This is a genomic window from Roseobacter sp. (genome assembly GCF_024639605.1).
Lineage (GTDB): Bacteria > Pseudomonadota > Alphaproteobacteria > Rhodobacterales > Rhodobacteraceae > Roseobacter.
In genome coordinates this window covers 9158-30317 of record NZ_JAHEHZ010000008.1, presented here as the reverse complement: position 1 = coordinate 30317, position 21160 = coordinate 9158, and the positions used below count along the sequence as shown (strand labels likewise).

Annotated in this window: 16 protein-coding genes; 10 read left to right on the top strand and 6 right to left on the bottom strand. The window is 62.4% G+C overall.

Annotation, left to right across the window (positions count from 1 at the left end; translation table 11 throughout):
* Positions 1-178 precede the first annotated feature (178 nt).
* From glgX to Q0M35_RS02205, 4 genes are all read left to right on the top strand, one after another.
* Positions 179-2278 carry a glycogen debranching protein GlgX gene (gene glgX / locus Q0M35_RS02220; RefSeq protein WP_295311758.1) on the top strand — a complete coding sequence of 700 codons (2100 nt, stop codon included), beginning with the start codon at positions 179-181 and terminating at the stop codon, positions 2276-2278.
* Positions 2275-4278 (top strand): 4-alpha-glucanotransferase, encoded by a 2004-nt coding sequence (gene malQ, locus Q0M35_RS02215; protein ID WP_295311756.1) that lies wholly within the window; start codon positions 2275-2277, stop codon positions 4276-4278. The genes glgX and malQ overlap by 4 nt, the downstream gene beginning before the upstream one ends.
* Entirely contained in the window at positions 4275-5906 is a 1632-nt protein-coding gene (locus tag Q0M35_RS02210; RefSeq protein WP_295311755.1) for an alpha-D-glucose phosphate-specific phosphoglucomutase, read from the top strand. Before malQ ends, Q0M35_RS02210 begins: the two co-directional genes overlap by 4 nt.
* A 108-nt stretch (positions 5907-6014) precedes the next feature.
* Positions 6015-7274, top strand: coding sequence for a cytochrome c peroxidase (locus Q0M35_RS02205; protein WP_295311753.1), 1260 nt, complete (start codon positions 6015-6017; stop codon positions 7272-7274).
* A 3-nt stretch (positions 7275-7277) separates the two neighbouring features.
* On the opposite strand, the gene Q0M35_RS02200 is transcribed toward Q0M35_RS02205, so the two are convergent.
* Positions 7278-8759, bottom strand: coding sequence for a CRTAC1 family protein (locus Q0M35_RS02200; protein WP_295311752.1), 1482 nt, complete (start codon positions 8757-8759; stop codon positions 7278-7280).
* Positions 8756-9853 (bottom strand): ROK family protein, encoded by a 1098-nt coding sequence (locus Q0M35_RS02195; protein ID WP_295311750.1) that lies wholly within the window; start codon positions 9851-9853, stop codon positions 8756-8758. The genes Q0M35_RS02200 and Q0M35_RS02195 overlap by 4 nt, the downstream gene beginning before the upstream one ends.
* Positions 9854-10222: 369 nt before the next feature.
* Between Q0M35_RS02195 and Q0M35_RS02190 the strand changes: the two genes are divergently transcribed.
* From Q0M35_RS02190 to Q0M35_RS02165, 6 genes are all read left to right on the top strand, one after another.
* Positions 10223-11245, top strand: coding sequence for a substrate-binding domain-containing protein (locus Q0M35_RS02190; RefSeq protein ID WP_295311748.1), 1023 nt, complete (start codon positions 10223-10225; stop codon positions 11243-11245).
* A 124-nt stretch (positions 11246-11369) separates the two neighbouring features.
* Complete coding sequence (locus Q0M35_RS02185) at positions 11370-12692, top strand: sugar ABC transporter permease (RefSeq protein WP_295311746.1); 1323 nt, start codon at positions 11370-11372, stop codon at positions 12690-12692.
* Between the two features lie 11 nt (positions 12693-12703).
* Entirely contained in the window at positions 12704-13465 is a 762-nt protein-coding gene (locus tag Q0M35_RS02180) for an ATP-binding cassette domain-containing protein (RefSeq protein WP_295311744.1), read from the top strand.
* A 4-nt stretch (positions 13466-13469) separates the two neighbouring features.
* On the top strand, positions 13470-14909 hold the full coding sequence (gene xylB, locus Q0M35_RS02175) for a xylulokinase (protein ID WP_295311743.1): 1440 nt from the start codon (positions 13470-13472) through the stop codon (positions 14907-14909).
* Positions 14906-16210, top strand: coding sequence for a xylose isomerase (xylA, locus tag Q0M35_RS02170; protein WP_295311742.1), 1305 nt, complete (start codon positions 14906-14908; stop codon positions 16208-16210). The genes xylB and xylA overlap by 4 nt, the downstream gene beginning before the upstream one ends.
* 12 nt (positions 16211-16222) lie before the next feature.
* Entirely contained in the window at positions 16223-17152 is a 930-nt protein-coding gene (locus Q0M35_RS02165) for a glucokinase (RefSeq protein WP_295311740.1), read from the top strand.
* On the opposite strand, the gene Q0M35_RS02160 is transcribed toward Q0M35_RS02165, so the two are convergent.
* The 4 genes from Q0M35_RS02160 to Q0M35_RS02145 form a co-directional block, all read right to left on the bottom strand.
* Positions 17131-19047: a beta-galactosidase gene (locus Q0M35_RS02160; protein WP_295311738.1), complete on the bottom strand. Its 1917-nt coding sequence runs from the start codon at positions 19045-19047 to the stop codon at positions 17131-17133. The two genes, Q0M35_RS02165 and Q0M35_RS02160, sit on opposite strands and share 22 nt — an antisense overlap.
* Before the next feature lie 241 nt (positions 19048-19288).
* Positions 19289-19894: a 2-dehydro-3-deoxy-6-phosphogalactonate aldolase gene (locus tag Q0M35_RS02155; RefSeq protein ID WP_295311736.1), complete on the bottom strand. Its 606-nt coding sequence runs from the start codon at positions 19892-19894 to the stop codon at positions 19289-19291.
* The gene (locus Q0M35_RS02150; RefSeq protein WP_295311734.1) at positions 19891-20796 is read right to left on the bottom strand and encodes a 2-dehydro-3-deoxygalactonokinase; all 906 of its coding nucleotides are present in this window, start codon (positions 20794-20796) and stop codon (positions 19891-19893) included. Before Q0M35_RS02150 ends, Q0M35_RS02155 begins: the two co-directional genes overlap by 4 nt.
* A gap of 7 nt (positions 20797-20803) precedes the next feature.
* Positions 20804-21160: SDR family oxidoreductase (locus Q0M35_RS02145; RefSeq protein WP_295311732.1), on the bottom strand; the 357-nt coding region annotated here is incomplete at its 5' end.

Here is a 21160-nt window from a genome sequence, read left to right as displayed (position 1 = left end):
GCAGGCGCTGGTCCATGCGATTACCCGCACCTGCGATCTTTTTGCACAACCGCGCGTCTGGACGGGCATGATGCGCCGCGCCATGCGGCATCCGGTGGGCTGGGATACGTCCGCGGCGGCCTATATGAACTTATACAAAGCGCTGTGTCAGCGCGGGTAACAATCGAGGCAGGTGCCAGTGAACACTCAGATAACAGGCGGCTCACCGCACCGGCCCGGGGCGCACCCGGTTGGCGACGGGGTCAATTTTGCCGTCTTTTCTGCCAATGCCGACAGCATAGAGCTGTGCCTCTTCTCTGAGGATGGCAGTCGCGAAACCGCAAGGCTGACACTGCCGGAGCGGACCGGCGACATCTGGCACGGGCATGTGGCCGGGTTGTCGCCCGGTGCACTTTACGGTTACCGCGCCTATGGGGCCTACGCCCCGGAACGGGGACACCGGTTCAACCCCAACAAACTGCTGCTTGATCCCTATACCCGGGAAATACATGGAACCTGGGCTCATAATCCGGGCATTCTGGGCTATGACAAGTCTTCCGGGGCGGGTGATCTGTCGTTTTCTGCGGTCGATTCCGCGCCCTTCGTGCCGCGCTCCGTGATCTCGGATCCGGCGCTCTTTGACATTATCCGCGATCATCCCGACACCCCCTGGGAGGAAACTCTGATCTATGAAGCCCACGCGAAAGGGCTCACACGCCTGCACCCGGATGTGGCAGAGCATGTGCAGGGCACATATGAAGGGCTCGCCTCGGAGGCCATCATCGACCATCTGCACCGGATCGGTGTGACCGCAATCGAGCTTTTGCCCGTGCATTCCTTTCTCAATGACGGGTTTCTGATCGATCGCGGTCTCAGCAACTACTGGGGTTACAACACGATCGGCTTTTTTGCCCCCGAGCCGCGCTATTTCGGGCCGGCCGGCATCGCCGGTTTCCGCGATATGGTGGCGCGGTTTCATGCCGCCGGCATCGAGGTCATTCTCGACGTGGTGTATAACCACACCGCCGAGGGCGATCACCGTGGCCCGACGATCTGTTACCGCGGGCTGGACAACGCGTCTTATTACCGCCTCATCAAGGGGCAGCCACGCTATTATGTGAACGACACCGGCACCGGTAATACCGTTGATGTGTCAAACCCTTACGTGCTGCGCATGGTGCTCGACAGCCTGCGGTTCTGGGTGCAGAGCATGGGCGTTGACGGTTTCCGGTTTGATCTGGCCACGACGCTGGGACGCGAAAGTCACGGCTTTGATCCGCGCGGCGGTTTCTTTGATGCGATCCGGCAGGATCCGGTGCTTGCCGGCGTCAAACTGATTGCCGAGCCCTGGGATATCGGCCCCGGCGGGTATCGTCTGGGAGAGTATCCGCCGCCCTTTGCCGAATGGAATGATGCCTATCGCGACACGGTCAGACGTTTCTGGAAGGGCGAGGCGCACAGCGCGCAGGAACTGGGTGCGCGGCTGACCGGATCGGCGGGCGAGTTCGACCGCGACGGGCGGCGATCCTGGTCTTCGGTTAATTTTCTGGCAGCACACGACGGGTTCACGCTTGCGGATATTACCGCCTACAACCGCCGCCATAACGAGGCGAACAAAGAGAAAAACCAGGACGGCCATAACGCAAATCATTCCGACAACTGCGGCGTCGAGGGCGGCACGGCCGACGAGCAGATTCTGGAAAGGCGCAGGCGACGCCAGCGCAACATGATTGCGACGCTGTTTCTATCGCAGGGAACGCCGATGATCCTGGCGGGTGACGAGACCGGTAATTCACAGGGCGGCAACAATAACGCCTATTGCCAGGACAACGCGATCTCGTGGATTGACTGGCCGGCGGCGGATGATGCGATGACAACATTTTTTGCAGAGCTCGCCGCGTTCCGGCGGGCGCATCCCGCCGTGCGCCAGCCGCGTTTTCTGCATGCTGCGACACGGCCCGGTGACGGCCTTGCGGATGTGGAATGGCGCGGGTTCGACGGCGGAACGCTGAACTGGCGGGACCCGGGGCTGTCGTGTCTTTGTGTGACCTATCGCGGATCGGGCGAGGCGCCGGAGCACGCAGTCACTGATGACACAGTCTTTGCCGTTTTCAACCGCGAAGAGGGGCCTGCAGAGGTCAGCATCCCCGCAGCGCCGGCAGGCTTTGAGTGGTATATTGCGGTGGATACCAGCCGCGAAGCACCGGCCACCGATGCTTTCAGCGACCCTGAGATGACCGTCGACGGCCCGGCGGTTGTGGCGCTGGCACTGCGTGAAGCAGGTGCCGGTCCGGCATGACAGCAGACGAGACCCTCAGCGCGCTCTGCGATCTGGTCGGCGTCTTTCCGGAGTTTGTCGATCTGGACGGTGTGACACGGCCGATCCTGCCGGAAACACAGCGCGCTCTGCTGCGCGCGGACGGCCTTCAGGTGGACACGGACCGCGAGGTCGCTGAAACACTGGCCGGGCTGCGCGCCGAAGCCGGGGCCGCCTGGTTGCCACAGGATATTGTCGTCACATGCGACCAGCCGACCGAGTTGCGCCCGGCCGGCGCACCGGACTGGCATGTTCTGGCCGAAGACGGTGGTGCGGTGCTGGCCGAAGGCCATGCACAGGGCGGGCTTATTACTCTGCCGCCGCTGCCCTCAGGCGTTCACCTGCTGCGCCTTTCGCAGGGCGGGCAGACGCAGCGGATATGCCTTATCAGCGCACCTTGCGCCACGCCGGGCCTCATGGAAATGGGCGCAGGTGAAAAAACCTGGGGCGTTGTGGCGGCACTTTACGGTCTGCACTCTGAGCGCAACTCCGGGCCGGGGGATTTTGCAGATCTTGCGGGTCTTGCCCGGGGACTGGGCGCACGGGGCGCGCATTTCCTCGGCATCAACCCTGTTCATGCCCTGGGCTGGGCGGATGAAGGCACGATCAGCCCCTATTCCCCGACCCACCGTGGCTTTCTGAACACGACGCATATCGCAGCGCAGGACCTTGCGGGGGCCGCCCTCCGCCCGCATGACGGCGCGCCGGGCGACCTGATTGATTATCCGGGGCACCGGGTCTGGCAACGGACTGCTTTGCGCAGCGCCTGGCAGCATTTCTGCGATCACGCGACCGATGACCAGCGCCGCGCATTCGCGGCCTTCTGTAGGGAAGGCGGCAAGGCCTTGCAGGATTTCGCGCTCTTTGAGACGCTGAGCGAGACGCACGGCGCCGACTGGCGGCACTGGCCCGCAGACCTGCAGACTTCTGCCGGGGCAGAAGACCGGGGCGGCGCGCCTGATACCTGGTTTCACCTCTGGCTGCAGTGGATCGCTGATGCGCAGCTTGGTGCGGCACAGTCAGACGCCCGCGCGTCGGGTATGGCGCTGGGGCTTTATCTCGACCTCGCCGTGGGGTCGCGGCGTGGCGGTGCCGAGGCCTGGTCAGGACAGGATGCCGTGGCCGCCGGTGTCTCAGTCGGCGCACCCCCCGATCAGCTCAGCCCGGCGGGACAGAACTGGCAGCTTGCAGGCTTTGCCCCCCGTAAGCTGCGCGCTGCCCGCTACGCACCGCTGCGTCAGGTGCTGGCGCAATCCATGCGCCACGCGGGCCTTTTGCGCATCGATCATGTGCTCGGCATGAACCGAAGTTTCTGGATTCCTGATGATGGCAGCCCGGGTGGGTACATCCGCCAGCCTTTCGCCCCGCTGCTTGCCATCGTCGCGATCGAGGCACAGCGCGCAGGTACTGCCGTGGTGGGCGAGGATCTCGGGCTCGTGCCGCCCGGTTTCCGCGAGGAAATGGCCGGTCGCGGATTATATGGCTATACTGTGCTGCAATATGAAAAGACTGACCGGCACTGCTTTCGTGATCCTGCGGATCTGCGCCCGCAATCGCTGGCCTGTTTCGGCACACATGACACGCCGACGCTGCAGGGATACTGCAGCGGGCACGACATCGACTGGTGGGAGAAACTGGGATGGATCGGGCCGGAGAATGTCGCCGGCGCCCGTGCCGACCGCGAACTTGAGAATGCCGCTCTGCCGGGAGAGGGGGACGCATCGCGCCGTGATGCGGTCCATAGTGCCCTTGCAGAAGGGGCCACGGCGATGGTTGCGGTACAGCTTGATGATGTACTCGATGTGCGCGAGGCTCAGAACCTGCCGGGTACCACGCACGAGCACCCCAACTGGCAGCGGCGCTATCCGCTGCCGGTCGAAGAAATCGCAGCCGATGCACGGCTCGCCGGCACCGCCGCGATCATGGCGCGGGCCGGGCGGTCCGCTGCGCACAAGGACACTGAGAGAGAGGAGAACCGATGACCGTCGTTACCGTTTCCAAAGGCCCCTTTGAGGGGCAGAAACCCGGCACATCGGGCTTGCGCAAAAAGACGCGGGTATTCATGGAGGCCGGCTATCTGGAATGCTTCGTGCAGTCAGTGTTCAATGCGATCGGCGGGGCAGAAGGCAAGAGCTTTGTGGTCGGCGGCGACGGGCGCTTTTTCAACCGCGAGGCCATTCAGACGATCCTGAAAATGGCCGCTGCCAATGGTGCGGCAAAGGTCATCGTGGGGCAGGGCGGTCTGCTCTCAACGCCGGCCGTATCGAACCTTATCCGCCAGCGCGGTACAGACGGCGGTCTTGTGCTTTCGGCCAGCCACAACCCCGGCGGGATCGATGCGGATTTCGGCATCAAATACAATATCGCCAATGGTGGACCGGCGCCGGAAAACATCACCGCCGGCATTTTTGACCAGACGCAGAGCATCACGGAATACCGCACGCTTGACGCAGAAGATGTGAATCTGGCAGCGGTCGGAACGACATCACAGGGCAATATGACGGTCGAGGTCGTGGACCCTGTCACGGATTACGAAGCGCTGATGCATACGCTTTTTGATTTCGACAAAATCCGCGCCCTTTTTGCCTCCGGCTTCACCATGCGCTTTGACGCCATGCACGCTGTCACAGGCCCCTATGCCACTGCAATCCTTGAAGACAGCCTCGGTGCGCCTGGCGGTACCGTGATCAACGCTGTGCCCTCGGAGGATTTCGGCAAAGGCCACCCCGACCCCAACCCGGTCTGGGCAAAAACACTGATGGACGAGATGATGTCGGACACAGCCCCCGATTTCGGCGCCGCCTCCGACGGCGACGGCGACCGCAACATGATCGTCGGGCGCGGGATCTATGTCACTCCCTCCGACAGCCTTGCGGTGCTGGCCGCAAACGCGACACTTGCCCCGGGCTATAAAGACGGACTGGCTGGTGTGGCGCGGTCCATGCCCACCAGTGCGGCCAGCGACAAAGTCGCGGAAAAGCTGGGTATCGCATGTTATGAAACCCCCACCGGATGGAAGTTTTTCGGCAATCTGCTGGACGCGGGCAAAGTCACGCTCTGTGGTGAGGAAAGTGCCGGAACCGGCTCTGATCACGTGCGCGAAAAAGATGGTCTCTGGGCGGTGCTGCTCTGGCTCAATATCCTCGCTGAGACCGGCAAGCCGGTGATGGCCATGCTCAACGATCACTGGGCTACCTTCGGGCGCAACTACTATTCGCGCCACGATTATGAGGCCGTGCCCACAGAGGCTGCGAACGCGGTAATGGCGCGGGTCGAAGACCGGCTCTCTGATCTTACCGGTCAGTCTTTCGCAGGCCTGAAAGTAACCTCGGCTGACAGCTTTTCCTATCACGATCCGGTCGATGGGTCGGTCAGCCACAATCAGGGTCTGCGCATCGGGTTTGAGGGCGGCGGCCGGGCGGTTCTGCGCCTGTCGGGCACCGGGACCGACGGGGCCACGATCCGGGCCTATCTTGAACAATATACCGGACCTGAGGGAGATCATTCGCTGGATGCCGAAACGGCGCTGGCGGATGTGCGTGCTGCCATGCTTGAGATCACAGACATGGAAGCGCTGACAGGCCGCACCGGGCCTGATGTGCGGACCTGAAAGGTGACGCGGTCGTCCGGGATCAGGTGCACCGCTCAGTTGAGGGAGAGTTGTCGCCGGCTGCGCGCGCCTGCTGTCCTCGCCATGCTCGTCCTCGCCGGTGTTGTCATGGCGTCGCCCCCTGAGCCGGTGCGCGATGCGGATTATGTAGCCACCGATATGGCGCAGGTGCGACTGGGGCAGATGCTGTTTTACGACCCGATCCTGTCGGGCAACCGCAATATTTCCTGTGCCACCTGCCACCATCCGACGCTCGGCACGGCGGATGGGGTGTCTCTGTCGATCGGCGAGGGCGGCACCGGGCTGGGACCTGAGCGGCGCGCAGACCCCGAAAACATGCCTGAACAGCGTATTCCGCGCAATGCGCCGGCGCTTTTCAATCTCGGTGCGCGGGAATTTACAGTTCTCTTTCATGACGGCCGCATCGAGGTCGATCCTGATAAACCGGGCGGGCTGCGCACACCCATGGGTGCGGAGATGAGCGCCGGTTTTGCCAGTCTGCTGTCCGCGCAGACGATGTTTCCGGTGCTGAGTGCCGATGAGATGGCCGGCCACTACAGCGAAAACGATGTCTCCGCGGCCGTCCGGCAGGGCCGGATTACCGGCGACGGCGGTGCCTGGTCACTGCTGAGCGCACGGGTGGCCGGGACACCGGGGTATCAGCCGCTGATACGGGCGGCATTCCCTGGACAGGAGGGAATTGACTTTACCGATATCTCCGATGCGATTGCCGCCTTCATCGCCTTTGAATGGCGCTCAGACACCAGCCCCTTTGATGCTCATCTGCGCGGCGAGGCAGCCCTGCAAGCAGAAGCCGTTCGTGGAATGGATCTCTTTTACGGCCCCGCCGGATGTGGCGATTGTCACAGCGGGCCGTTTCAGACCGACCACAGCTTTCATGCAGCCGGCGTGCCGCAGTTCGGCCCGGGCAAGGCGGCGCGGTTCGAAAACCACGTGCGCGATACCGGGCGGATGCGGGTAACCGGCCGGGCGGAGGATGCCTATGCGTTCCGCACGCCATCACTGCGCAATGTCACTGCAACCGCGCCCTACGGGCACACCGGCAGCCATGCTCAGCTTGCAGCTTTCATTGCTGATCACGCCGACCCTGTCGCGGGTCTTGAGCGCTTTGACCCCGCGTCTGTCGCTCTGCCAGACCTGCCGGGCGCAAAGGACTGGCAACATGTGGAAAGCGCTGCTGAACGGGACGCTTTGCGCGCGGCAATTGCGATGCCAGCCGTGACCCTGACCGCAGACGATGTGGCCGGTCTTGTGGCTTTTCTGGAAGCGCTGACAGACCCGGTGGCGCTTACGGGCCGGCTTGGCATACCTGAGGCCGTGCCCAGCGGGCTGCCCATCGACCGCTGAGCGTCAGGGCGAGAGCGCTATCCGGGTGCCGGCAGTTGCGGGCAAGGGTCCCGTCACGCTGCCATCGGGCCATTCCACTGTCACGTCTGCTGTCTCTGCCGATCCTATTCCGAAATGCAGCGGCCCGGACTGTCCGCCGCCATGGCCGCCGCCTGTTGTGACCTCCTGAACCTGCGCACCGTACCGGGTTGTCACTGTCACCACCGCGCCAACGGCCCGGGTGTTGGGAGCAGGGGCCCTGAGGCTGACCGCTATCCGATGACCCGCATCCGGTGTCACATTGCGGTAAAGTTCCATCGGGGCGCGGCGGTTCACGACCACCAGGTCGGGCAGGCCGTCAAGATCAAGATCCGCGAGCGCGGCGCCCCGAGACCGCGCCATGCTGGCGACGCCGGCGCCCACAGAGGCCTCTGAAAAGATGCCGCTCTCCCCCTGGACGAGCAGCGAGTTAGGGTCTTCCATTGCAAGGCCGGGCATCTGATCGACATTGCCCTTGGCGATAAAAAGATCGCTGCGCCCGTCGTTATTTACATCGGAAAATTCTGCGTGCCAGCCGGTCGAGGGCCGCCCGTCATCGCCCAGATGCGGCCGCTGCGCATAGGTGCCGAGCGAAAAGGGTGCGGGGTTGTACCGCCCGTCGGCCCCTGCGATCTGAAGGAGCTGATCCCCCATTGAGGTCAGCATCACTTCCGCACGTCCGTCACCGGTGATATCGCGGCTGGCGATCCCCATGCCCCAGAGACGCACCGTTTCCCAGCCATCCTCAGGACCCAGAAACCTGCCTGCGACCGGGTCATACATCTGCTCTGAGCCGTCGCGCACATAGTAATGCCGGTCATTGGAGATGCGCAGACGCCGGGTGCCTGTCGCATCCCGCGCAAACAGCATCGACAGCGCGCAGTGTCCCGGTGCCAGAACCTCTGCGCTGAACCCGTCGCCAGTCCGGCGGTGCAGCTGGTTGCTGTCGCAGGCCTCAAAGGGTCCGGCAGGATCGTCAAGGTCTACGTAATTGCCCACCGCCATGACCAGAGTGCCGCCGATCCAGGCCGCGCTGAAAGCGGTGGACCAGGCATCACCTCCATCAAAACCAAGTCTGGCATTGGCCGGGGTGAACCCGCAGGCCCCGTCGCCACGCAACAGCTGGTTTTCCCCCAGCCGCAGAACCATCACATCGAGATGCCCGTCACCATCCGCATCCAGCGGCCAGACCCCGGTGGTTGCGGTCAGCGCGGGCAGGGGGGCGACGGTAAACCGCATGTTGCCCTCGTTGATCATCAGCTGCGCCGGGTTCTCTCCACCAGCGGCAAGCAGATCCGGCAGGTCGTCGCCGTTGCAATCGAAAACCGCAACGCCACCACCAACGAAATGCTCCCAGCCTCCGGCATAAGTGTGGGTGGGCAGATTATCGGAGATATCCTCAAAAAGCACATCCGCGCCAAGCGGTTGCGCCATCAGCAGGGCGGTGACAAGGCAGACCGGTTTCATGTGCGACCTTCGGCCATCGCATCGGCAATCTCCGACAGGGCGAGTGCCGCCGCACCCCTTGCCCACATCAGATCGCCCCAGGCGTGGGTCTCGATCTGCTGCGGTGCGCGACCGGTGCGGTTGAGCGACAACCGGTGCATCTCACCGATCACGTCATCTTCATAAAGGTAATCGTACTGCATCCGCTCGCCCGCGATGATGATCAGCGACGGATCGAACAGGTTCACGACATTGGCGAGACCGAGTGCCAGAAACCGCCCCGCGCGCCGGAATATTACCCTCGCTGCGTCATTGCCGGCCTTGGCCTGTTCAAAGAGCTGCTCCAGCATCGCTTCATCTGCGGTACTGCCGCTGCCGGAGGCATCCAGCGCAGTAGAGGCTTCGCGCACCAGCGCATAATCGGCGATATAAGCCTCCAGACAGCCACGCTGCCCGCATTTGCACAGCGCCCCGTCCAGCTGCACCTTGGTGTGGCCCAGCTCCATGCCAAGCGAGCCCGCGCCGCGGTAAAGCCGGTGGTTCAGAACAAGCCCCATGCCAACGCCCTGTTCTATGGTCACGACCGCAAAATCCGCCATCGCACGGCCCTTGCCGAACCAGAGCTCTGCAAGCGTCACCAGGTTGGCGTCATTGTCCACCGCGACCGGGACGCCGAAAAGATCCTCGGCGAGGCTGCGTAACGGGCGGTCGCGCTCTGTCAGAAGCGGGGACCAGACGAGCCGCCCGGCGGCGTGATCGATCATGCCCGGCATGCCCAGCCCGATGCAGGCGATATCACCACGCTGCAACCCGGCACGCCCGAGCAGTGTATCGAGCACTTTTTCGGTCTCAGACAGTATCTGATCAAGGCTGCGCCTGCGGTCGCTGCAGGCAAGGCTTGCTTCGGCCAGAGGCTGCCCTGCGGCATCCACAAGCAGCGCCGTGTGCCGCATCCGTGACAGCTTGATACCGACCACATAGCCTGCATCCGGCTGCACGGAGAGTGCCACCGGCGGGCGGCCACGCGTCGTGGTGCGCGACGCATCCGCGCGTTCCTGCAACAGCCCAAGGTCGAGAAGTTCCCCCACAAGGGCAGTGATCGAGGCGGGGCTCACGCCGAGTTGTTTTGCAACATCAATCCTTGAAACCGAACCGGCAGAACGCACACACTCGAATACACGGTGGCGCAGGGTTGTACCGGGCCCCTCTGATTCGGGGCGGATCGGACCGCAGCCGGTCGGGGGACTGTCCGTACCTCCGGGCGTTATCTCCACATTCATTTATTCAGCCTCTTAAAATAAAGACCTGATTCAGAGGTGCCAAACCCGGTATTTACATCCACAAACCATGATTTGCCGAATTTTTTCGCATTTCAAGCACATTTTTATTTTGACAACTAAATTAAAACGCGTGATCCTTCCTTTTATGCCGTTCATCTGACTCGGCATGAACAGTCACAAGAGCTGTCCCATCGGGAGGATACAATGAAAAAGACCCTTATTCTGGCTGCCGCGCTGTCGACGGCCTTCACATCAGTTGCACTCGCACAGGACCTGAAGGTCGGCGTCAGCTGGTCCAACTTCCAGGAAGAACGCTGGAAAACAGACGAAGCGGCGATCAAAGCGGCCCTGGCCACGGCCGGTGCGACCTATATGTCCGCCGACGCGCAGGCCTCTGCCGCAAAACAGCTGTCGGATGTCGAAGCGCTGATCGCGCAGGGCGCAGATGCCCTGATCATCCTTGCCATGGACAAAGACGCCATCGGCCCCGCGGTTGATAAAGCTGATGCCGAAGGCATTCCGGTTGTGGGCTATGACCGTCTGATCGAAGACCCGCGCGCCTTCTATCTGACCTTTGACAACAAGGGCGTGGGCCGCATCATCGCCGAAGCCGTGACCCAGGCGCAGCCCGAAGGCAACTTTGCGATCATCAAAGGCGACAAGGGTGACCCCAACGCGGGCTTCCTGCTGGAAGGCATGATGGAAGTCATCGGTGACGACGTCGCCGCAGGAAAAATCAACATCGTCGGCGAAGCCTTCTCCGATGGCTGGAAGCCTGACAACGCACAAAAGAACATGGAACAGATCCTGACGGCCAACAATAACCAGGTCGATGCAGTTCTGGCGCAGAACGACGGCATGGCCGGCGGTGCGATTGCGGCCCTCTCCGCGCAGGGTCTTGATGTTCCGGTCGGTGGCCAGGACGGCGATCACGCGGCTCTGAACCGTGTCGCCCGAGGCACCCAGACTGTGTCCGTCTGGAAGAACTCCCGCGATCTCGGTGCGGCAGCGGCCAAAATCGCCGTGGCGCTCGCAAGCGGTACCGCGATGGAAGACATCGATGGTGCGGTGAAATGGTCCGGTGGTGAGAACGGCGTCGAGATGAACGCAATCTTCCTCGATCCCACGCCGATCACAAAAGACAACATCAGCAAGGCAATTGATGCCGGCCACATCGAGCAGAGCAAAGTCTGCGAAGGTGCGATGGCTGGCGTCGCCGGCTGCTGATCGCTGATCTGCGGAACCGGGCGCGCAACTGATCGCGCCCGGTTCTCCAAACTCTCATTTTTTCGGTCTGCAGCCCCCCGCGCCATTGCGCGGCACATACTGCACACCCTGTCCGGAGCCAGCCATGAGCGACCAGACCTCACAGAAATCCGCCCCCGGTACCAGTAACGAAGGTTTCTTCGCCCGCTTCATCCGCGAAACCGAAATCGACACCCGGCTGCTGGGTATGCTTGGCGCTCTGGCGCTGATCTGGGTCGGGTTTCACGTCTACGGCCAGCTTGTTAACGGCTTTGGCGCCTTTCTGACGCCGCGCAACCTTTGGAACCTCTCGGTGCAGACGGCCTCCATCGGGATTATGGCGACGGGCATGGTCCTGGTGATTATCACGCGCCATATTGACCTCTCCGTGGGCTCGGTTCTGGGCTTTTGCGCGATCATCATGGGCGTGATGCAGGTCAACATCCTGCCGCAGTTCCTGGGCCTCGGGCATCCGCTGATCTGGATTATCGCAATCATCATCGGTGTGCTTTGCGGCGGCTTTATCGGTGCTTTTCACGGCGCCCTCATTGCATATGGCAAGATCCCTGCGTTCATCGTCACCCTTGGCGGCCTGCTTGTCTGGCGCGGTGCTGCCTTTCTCGTGGCACGTGGGGAAACGATCTCGCCGGTGGATGAGACATTCTCCCTGCTGGGAGGTGGTCCCTACGGCGCAATCGGATCAACCGGCAGCTGGATCATTGGTATCCTTGGGTGCGCTGCGGTTCTCGGCCTGCTCATCATGGGCCGGCGCAAACGCAGCGTGCACGACATACGCCAGCGTCCGGTCTGGGCCGAGGGATTCCTCGCGCTGGTCGGCTGTGGTGCTGTGATCGGGGCTGTGCTTCTGGTCAACGCCTATCCCTGGCCGCGTGGCATCGTGCGCCGCTATGCCGAATCCGAAGGCATCACTGTCCCCGAAGGCGGGCTCTTCATCAGCCACGGCTTCGCCATTCCGGTACTCATCCTCATGGCGGTGGCGATCTTTATGACCATCCTGATGTCACGCACCCGCTTTGGCCGCTATGTCTATGCCATCGGCGGCAACCCTGAAGCGGCGGAACTCGCCGGTATCAACACACGCTTCATGACTGTCAAGATTTTCGCCCTGATGGGTGCACTGACCGGCCTGTCGGCCGTGGTCGCCTCCGCGCGTCTCGGCTCCGCGACCAACGCGCTCGGCACACTGGATGAGCTCTATGTGATCGCGGCTGCGGTGATCGGCGGCACCTCTCTGGCGGGCGGTGTCGGCACCATCTATGGTGCGGTCCTCGGCGCACTGGTCATGCAATCGCTGCAGACCGGCATGGTGCTCATCGGCTTTGATGCAGCCATTCAGCAGGTTGTCGTGGGCTCGGTCCTTGTGCTGGCCGTGTATCTCGACATTCTTTACCGCCGCAATTCCAAGTAAGGGGACAGACAATGACAGACCAAACTCAGACCCCGCTGGTGCAGCTCAAAGACATCTCGATATCTTTCGGGGGGATCCGCGCTGTTGATCATGTCAGCCTCGATCTCTATCCCGGCGAGGTCGTCGGGCTGCTGGGACATAACGGTGCCGGTAAATCAACGCTGATCAAGATCCTCTCGGGCGCCTATCAGAAAGACAGCGGAGAGATCTGGATCAACGGAGAAAAGGCCGACATTCAGAGCCCGCGGGATGCGCGCGACTATAACATCGAGACGATCTATCAGACGCTGGCGCTGGCCGATAACCTGGATGCGGCGTCCAACCTCTTTCTCGGACGTGAACTGGTCTCGGCGGCGGGCTTTGTCGATGACGTCAAAATGGAGAGTGAGACCGCGCGGATCATGGCGCGGCTCAACCCCAATTTCCGCAAGCTCAAAGAGCCGGTCTCTGCACTCTCGGGGGGGCAGCGGCAGTCCGTGGCGATTGCCCGCGCGGTCTATTTCAACGCGAAAATCCTGATCATGGACGAGCCCACTGCCGCACTCGGGGTGCATGAAACCCAGATGGTGGCCGAACTGATACACGAGCTGAAAAAGCAGGGCCTTGGCATCTTCCTGATCAGCCACGACACCCGCGAAATGCTGGAACTCTGTGACCGGGTTTCGGTAATGAAAAACGGCCAGTTGGTCGGCACGGAACGCGTGGGCGATGTCACAGAAGACGACATCCTGTCGATGATCATCATGGGCAAGAAACCGGAGAAGGCCGCCTGAGCGCATGTATATTGGTCTTGATCTCGGCACCTCAGGGCTGAAAGCCGTCCTGACAGACGACAGTCAGGCCATTCTGGCTGAGGCGACGGCGCCTCTGTCGGTGCAGCGTCCGGCCTCCGGCTGGTCGGAACAGAACCCTTCAGACTGGCTGCAGGCCGCCGAAGCGGTGATGGCTGAACTGGGGGCCGCGCAGGATCTTGGAGCCGTGCGCGGCATCGGGCTCAGCGGTCAGATGCATGGCGCGACGCTGATCGACAAAGCGGGCGATGTGCTGCGTCCCTGTATGCTCTGGAACGATACGCGTGCGTATGCTGAAGCCGCACAGATGGATGCGAACCCGGTCTGGCGTGAGATTTCCGGCAATATCGTCTTTGCGGGCTTCACCGCGCCGAAGGTTGCCTGGGTCCGCGCCCGTGAGCCTGAGACTTTTGCGCGCTGTGATAAAATTCTGCTGCCAAAGGATTACCTGCGCTTCTGGCTGACCGGTGAGCCGGTCTCGGAGATGTCGGATGCTGCGGGCACCTCCTGGCTGGATACCGGCGCACGCGACTGGTCGGACCGGCTTCTGGATGAAAGCGGGCTCAGCCGGGCGCATATGCCGCGTCTTGTGGAAGGATCGGATGTGTCCGGCGAATTGCGGCCTGAGCTTGCGAAACGCTGGGGCCTTGGCCCGGGCGTTGTCGTTGCGGGCGGAGCAGGCGATAATGCCGCCTCAGCCGTGGGCATGGGTGTTGTGGAACCCGGGCAGGCGTTCCTGTCTCTGGGCACTTCCGGGGTGCTCTTTGCTGCCAGCGACGCCTACCGACCGGATGCACCAAGTGCTGTGCACACCTTTTGCCATGCGCTGCCTGGTGCCTGGCACCAGATGGGGGTGGTCCTGGCCTGCACCGATGCGCTGAACTGGTATGCACGCCTTGTGCAATCGGATGCCCAGACCCTCACAGCCGGTCTTGGCGCCCTTCAGGCGCCCTCAGAGACGGTTTTCCTGCCCTTTCTCGGGGGCGAGCGGACGCCGCATAATGATCCTGCTGCCCGGGGCGCATTCACTGGCCTCGGCCACGCCACCGACCGCAGCGCCGGCACCCGCGCGGTTCTGGAAGGCATCAGCTTTGCCCTGGCCGATTGTTACGCCGCGTTGCGCAGTACCGGCACGCAGATCGACAGCCTTGTGGCTGTGGGCGGCGGCAGCCGGTCGGACCACTGGTTGCAGATGCTGGCCACTGTGCTGAACCTGCCCGTCGATGTGCCCGCCGCGGGCGATTTCGGCGGCGCTTTCGGTGCCGCAAGGCTGGGGCAGATGGCCGCCACGGGTGCCGGTGCCGAGATCGCCACACCGCCGCCCGTCGACCGCCGGATTGATCCTGATACGTCGCTGCAGGCTGCGTTTTCTGACGCACATGCCCGTTATCGCGCCGTCTGTTCCGCCCTCAAGGAGGCCCTATGACTGACTTTTTCAAAGGCATCGACCCCGTTCGTTTTGCGCCTGATGCCGGACCCGACACGCTGGCCTACCGCCATTACGACCCCGACGAGGTGGTCTCGGGCAAGCGTATGGAAGACCACCTGCGATTTGCGGTTGCCTGGTGGCACAGCTTTGCCTGGCCCGGTGGCGACCCCTTTGGCGGTCAGACCTTTGAGCGCCCCTGGTTTGGCGACACGATGGATCTGGCGCGTCTGAAGACTGATGTGGCCTTTGAGATGTTCGCGCTGCTGGGGCAGCCCTATTTCTGCTGGCATGATGCCGATATCCGCCCCGAAGGCGACAGTTTTGCGAAAAGCAAACGAAATTTCGAAGAGATCATCGACTATATCGGCGAAAAAATGGATGCGCAGGGCACAAAGCTGCTCTGGGGCACAGCCAATCTGTTTTCGCATCGCCGGTTTATGGCCGGTGCCGCGACGAACCCCGACCCGGAGGTTTTTGCCTGGTCCGCCGCGACGGTGAAGAACTGCCTCGATGCGACCCACAAGCTGGGCGGCGAGAATTATGTGCTCTGGGGGGGGCGCGAGGGCTACGAGACGCTGCTCAACACCGATCTCGCCCGCGAACGCGCACAGGCCGGCCGGTTTCTGCAGATGGTCGTCGGGTATAAGCACAGCATCGGTTTCAAAGGCGCCATCCTTATTGAGCCGAAACCGCAGGAGCCGACCAAGCACCAGTATGATTATGATGTGGCCACCGTTTACAGTTTTCTCAAGGACTTCGGTCTGGAAGACGAGGTGCAGGTCAATATCGAGCAGGGGCACGCGATTCTGGCCGGCCACAGCTTTGAGCATGAACTGGCCACGGCGGCCGCCCTCGGGATTTTCGGCTCTATCGATATGAACCGCAATGACTACCAGTCGGGCTGGGATACCGATCAGTTTCCCAACAATGTGCCGGAGGTAGCACTTGCCTATTACGAAGTGCTTAAAGCCGGTGGGTTCACCACGGGCGGCACGAACTTTGACGCCAAACTGCGCCGTCAGAGCCTTGATCCCAACGACCTGATTGCGGCGCACGCCGGTGCGATGGATGTCTGTGCGCGCGGCTTTAAGGCGGCCGCTGCGATGCTGGAAGACGGCGGGCTTGAAGCGGCCCGCGCCGACCGCTACGCAGGATGGGACACCGAGCCTGCTCAGACCTGGGCCACCACCGCGACGCTCGGTGAGATTGCCGCCGAGGTCGAGAAGGGCGGTATCGACCCGCAACCGCGGTCGGGCCGTCAGGAAATTCTCGAAAATTACGTCAGCCGGTTTGTCTGAGGACACAGAAATATGACACTTATTCTGGCCGATGTCGGGGGTACAAATGTCCGTTTTGCCGCAGCACAGGACGGCGTGATTGATGGCGCGCGGATCAAACGCTATCAGAATGACGATTTCGACAGTTTTGACAGTGCTTTACACAGTTATCTTGAACGCGCAGGCGTCACGGGCGTTGAAGGGCTGAGCGTCGCTGTGGCCGGCCCGGTGAGCGGTGGGGCAGCGCGTCTGACCAATCGCGGCTGGAGCTTCAATGCTGCGGAACTTGGCAACTCATACGGTGGAAAGCCTGTATATTTGCTGAATGATCTCAGTGCACTGGGGTACGCTCTTGATGCGCTGGGAGAGGGCGACACCAGCCTGGTGCTTGACGGGCCCGTGGTCGCATCCGAGCAGCGTCTCGTCATCGGCGCAGGCACCGGTTTTAACGTAAGTCCGGTTCTGCAATCGGGCGGGCAGACCTATTGCCTCAGGGCCGAGGCCGGTCTGAGCAGCCTGCCGACCCGCGTGGCGGAGATCATGCAGGCCTATATCGGAGGTGTGGCGCCCTGGGTGCGCTGTGCCGAAGATGCAGTGCGCGGGCCGGGGCTGTCCGAACTCCATGCCGCTGCAACCGGCGGCCCGGTGCGAGATGCCCGCGAAGTCATGGCCGCGGCGGGCGAAGGGGACAGCGATGCGCTGGCCTCTACCGAAGTCTACGCACGCATGCTTGGCGCTTTTGTGCAGGACCTGCGGCTTCTCTACATGCCAACCGGCGGGATTTTTCTCGCGGGGTCGGTGGCGCGCGGTTTGCTGGCCAGCCCTGCACGCGACGTATTTATCCAGGCGCTCGGCGGTCAGCCGACGGTCAAACAGACGATGGCGCAGGTGCGTGTTTCGCTGATAACCCGGGATGAAGCGGCACTGCTCGGCTGTCTTGCCTACGCAGAATCAATGGTATGATGCGGCCACCATGCGACCCCTGCTGCCGGGATTTTTCTGTCATTGTATTCAATAGCTTCTGATCCGTAATTGAATGCGAATCTTAAGGTTTTTGTGTCCCTCAGCCGGAGACCCGGAGGCAGGTCTGAGAGATTAATACCGGCCTTCGGTGCGACAGCGGCGATGATGCGCTTCCACAGGTCCGGATCCGGCCAGCCGCCGAGATAACAGGCTGTGCCGTCGGCTGCCAGCACCGGCGCTCCCCGCATATCGCTGATTACAGAGGTTGCGGACCCTTCCAGCGCCTCCATCCATCGGTGCACAGCACCACCGCCTTCAACGGCACGCCGGGTGCCGGGTGGCAGGCTCTCGACACGCGTGACCGTGACGTCAAGCCCCGGCACGGCAGGTCCCATCGGATCAGGGATCGTAAGTTCCGGGGTCACCGTATTCGTTCGTGGTCCGAAAATAACAGGTATGTCCCCGACAGAATGGAGAAGCGCATCCGGCACAGAGGCGATACCCGGCGCCAGAATGAGCTGGTAGCCGTCGAAATCCGTCGCGGAGGACGGCAGAATATCAACCGAAAGTCCAGACCGCCGCAGCGCACGGTAGCAATCCAGCACCAGCCGGAAATAACTGAAATCAGCGCCCTGAGGCAGCGTCGCCCAGGCCCATTCCGAGGGGTAATCAAAGACCAGCGCGACCGGTGCCTGAACCTGTTCAACCGAAGGCATTTCACTGAGTTCTGCCGCTACCCGGGCGGCTTCGGCGAGCCCCGGGGCAGGTACGTCATCAGGCCGGCGCAGGCCTGCGTGCATCTGCTCCTGGGCAAAAGGCGCCTGCCGCCAGCGGAAATAACTGACCACTTCGGCACCATGAGCGAGGGCCTCCCAGGTCCAGAGCCGCACCATGCCGGGCAGAGGGGCGGGATTGTAAGGCGCCCAGTTCACCGGGCCGGGCTGTTGCTCCATGACCCACCAGCGCCCGTCGCGTCCCACAGCGCGATAAAGGTCATGGTGAAAGGCCTGCATGTCCGGGTCGCCCTGTTGCAGATACTGCGCGCGGCGCGCAGGCGAAGCGTCGAGCCGGTCCGACAGGAACCCGATCGGGTAGCTGTCCCAGCTGGCGATATCGATTGAGCGGCCCACGTCGAAATGGTCGAAATCCAGCACCCGGCCCATGTAGTTGTGAATGAGCGGCGCATCCGTACGTGCCCGCAGCGCAGCGACCTGAACCTCGTGCCAGCGCACGACCTGATCAGAACTGAACCGGCGAAATGCCAGTTCATGGGACGGATTGGGCTGGGTCACCGTCAGATTGGGCAGGCCGATCTGATCAAAGCTGCTGTACTCCATCGACCAGAAGACGTTGCCCCATGCGGTATTCAGTGTATCCGTGTCGCCGTATTTCGCGGCCAGCCATTCGCGGAAAGCGTCCTGCGCCGCAGGTGACCACGACAGAACCGTGTCGTGACAGCCGTATTCGTTATCAATCTGCCAGGCGTGTATGCGCGGGTCACGCCCGTACCTGTCCCCGAGAATTTCCGCGATCCGCCCGGCCTCGGCGCGGTAGCCCGCATGGCTGAAACAATAATGGCGTCGTGAGCCGAAACCGCGTGTGTGCCCCTGCGCGTCATGGGCAAACATATCGGGGAATTTATCGGTCATCCACGCGGGGGGCGTACAGGTCGGCGTGCCCAGTACGATCCTGAGCCCAGCGTGCGAAAGTACCGCAATCGCGTCATCCAGCCAGGCAAAGTCAAAGCTGCCAGGCTGCGGTTCAATCCGGCTCCACGCAAACTCGCCGATGCGGACCCATGAAAGCCCGGCTTCAACCATGTTCGCCGCATCCCTGTCCCACATTCTGCGCGGCCAGTGTTCAGGGTAGTAACAGACGCCCAGAGACTGTTTCATAATGTCGGCTCCGGAACTGTGCGCCGTTCTGAAAGGATCGGGCGGGCTTCAGTTGTTACGCCTGCGCGGGGACCACGCACAGGTGCCGGAACACTTTTCTGGCATGCGATCTGATCGATTAAAATTGTATCAGATTCAGTATTATAAACCTCACACCTGATGTGTAGCTTCAGAGATGTCCGGTCAGTTTTTCCCGACACGATTCCGGCAACAGAACCGTGCACCAACAGCATCCCCGCGCTCATGTCAGAGCGGAGGTGCAGGCTGCAACGATGTTTTTGGCGCGCGCGGCCACATCATCAGCTGACATCCCCGGTTTATAGAGGGCCGAGCCGATGCCGAAACCATCAGCACCTGCCGCGATCCATTCCGGGAAGTTCTCCGGACCCGCGCCACCCACTGCATAAACTTTAGTGCCGGGGGGCAGGACGGCCCGCATCGCCTGCAGCCCGGACGGACCGGCCATGGAACCCGGAAAGAGCTTGAGCCCGTCGGCACCGGCCCTGATCGCGGCAAAGGCTTCGGTCGGGGTAAAGACACCGGGCCAGCTCTGCATGCCAAGCGCCTTTGTCGCCGCGATAACCTCCGGGTCACAGTTTGGCGAGACGATCAGCCTGCCGCCCGACCCGGCAACCGTCTGCACCTCGGCGGTGCTGAGCACCGTGCCGGCCCCGATCAGCGCGCGGTTGCCGTAAAGCCGCACAAGTGCCGCGATGCTTCGGGCCGCGTCCGGCGAGTTCAGCGGCACCTCGATGGTGGTTATGCCGGCGTCGATCAGAGCCGCGCAGATGTCGGGTGCTTCGGCGGGGGTGATCCCGCGCAGGATGGCGATGAGGGGAAGTGTCATGTGGCCTCTCTGAGTAGTCTGCGGGCTGCTGTCAGCCCGGCCAGCGTCGCGCGGTCTGTATCGGCAATAAGTGCATTTGCGCCCTGCAGGGCGAGCGCATCGCGATAGGCGCGGGCCTGAGCGCCGGTGCCAAGAATGGCAAGGTTCTGGCCCAGCCAGTATGCCTTTGTAGCGGCCAGTTCGCACCCGATCAGCAGGCCTGAGAGGCGCGCGCGCGCAACAGCACCGTCTGTGCTATGCAAAAGCTGGCCCGCCCGAAGACCAAAAAGCCGTGCAGCCAGCCTCTCCGGATGCGCTATCGCGTCACCAACCGCCTCCTCAAAGGCCCCGTCGTGCCAGCCGTCCGGATCAAGCGAGTGGCGCAGCACCGAAGATTTCCCGAGCAGGGCGAAAAGCTCACCGGTCATCACGGTCTGAAAGCTTACCACTTCGCCGGCGCTCAGATGCGCCCATTTGGTATGGGTCCCGGGCAGGCAGATCACGCCGTCCCAGCCCGGATTGAGCTGCAGAAAACCTGCAATCTGCGTTTCTTCTCCGCGCATCACATCCGGCGGTGCGGCCTGCGACAGCCCGGAGACCACATGTACCACGAGCCCGTCTGAGGCCGGGGCGCGTGTCAGGATCGTATCAAGCGGCGAGCAGGGCACGGCGCGATAGGCGGCCTCTACCCAGCCCTGGCGCGACCCGACCATACCACAGGCGATCACGGGCAGGTTGCCTTCGGCAATCCACGGGCTGATCAGGGCGCGCAGCGCCGGCTCAAATCCGTCTGTGGTAAGCGTGCCCATGCCCTGATCCGACTGCGCCTGATCCAAGACCGTCGCCCCCTGCATGGCAAAGGCCCGCAGGTTTGTTGTGCCCCAGTCAACGGCAATCCAGTCTGGTAAAACAGACGCGCTCATGGCTCTCCTATCCGGTTGTCACGACGCCGCCATCCACGACCATGCACTGCCCGGTCATCATGCGGCTGGTTGCAGATGCCATGAAAAGCACGGCATCCACAATATCGCGTGGTTCCAGATGAGTTTTCAGGCACTGACGGTCGAGATGTGCGGCGAGACCCTCCGGCGTTGCCCATTTTTCGAGCTGTTTTTCAGTCAGCACCCACCCCGGGGCCAGCGCGTTCACCCGTATGCCGTCAGGCCCCAGTTCGCGCGCAAGACTGCGGGTCATCGCCGTGATGCCACCATTCGCAGTCGTATAGGCAGGGTAGCCTGCGTTACCCATCATATAGCTTATGGAGCTGAAATTGATTATCGATCCCGC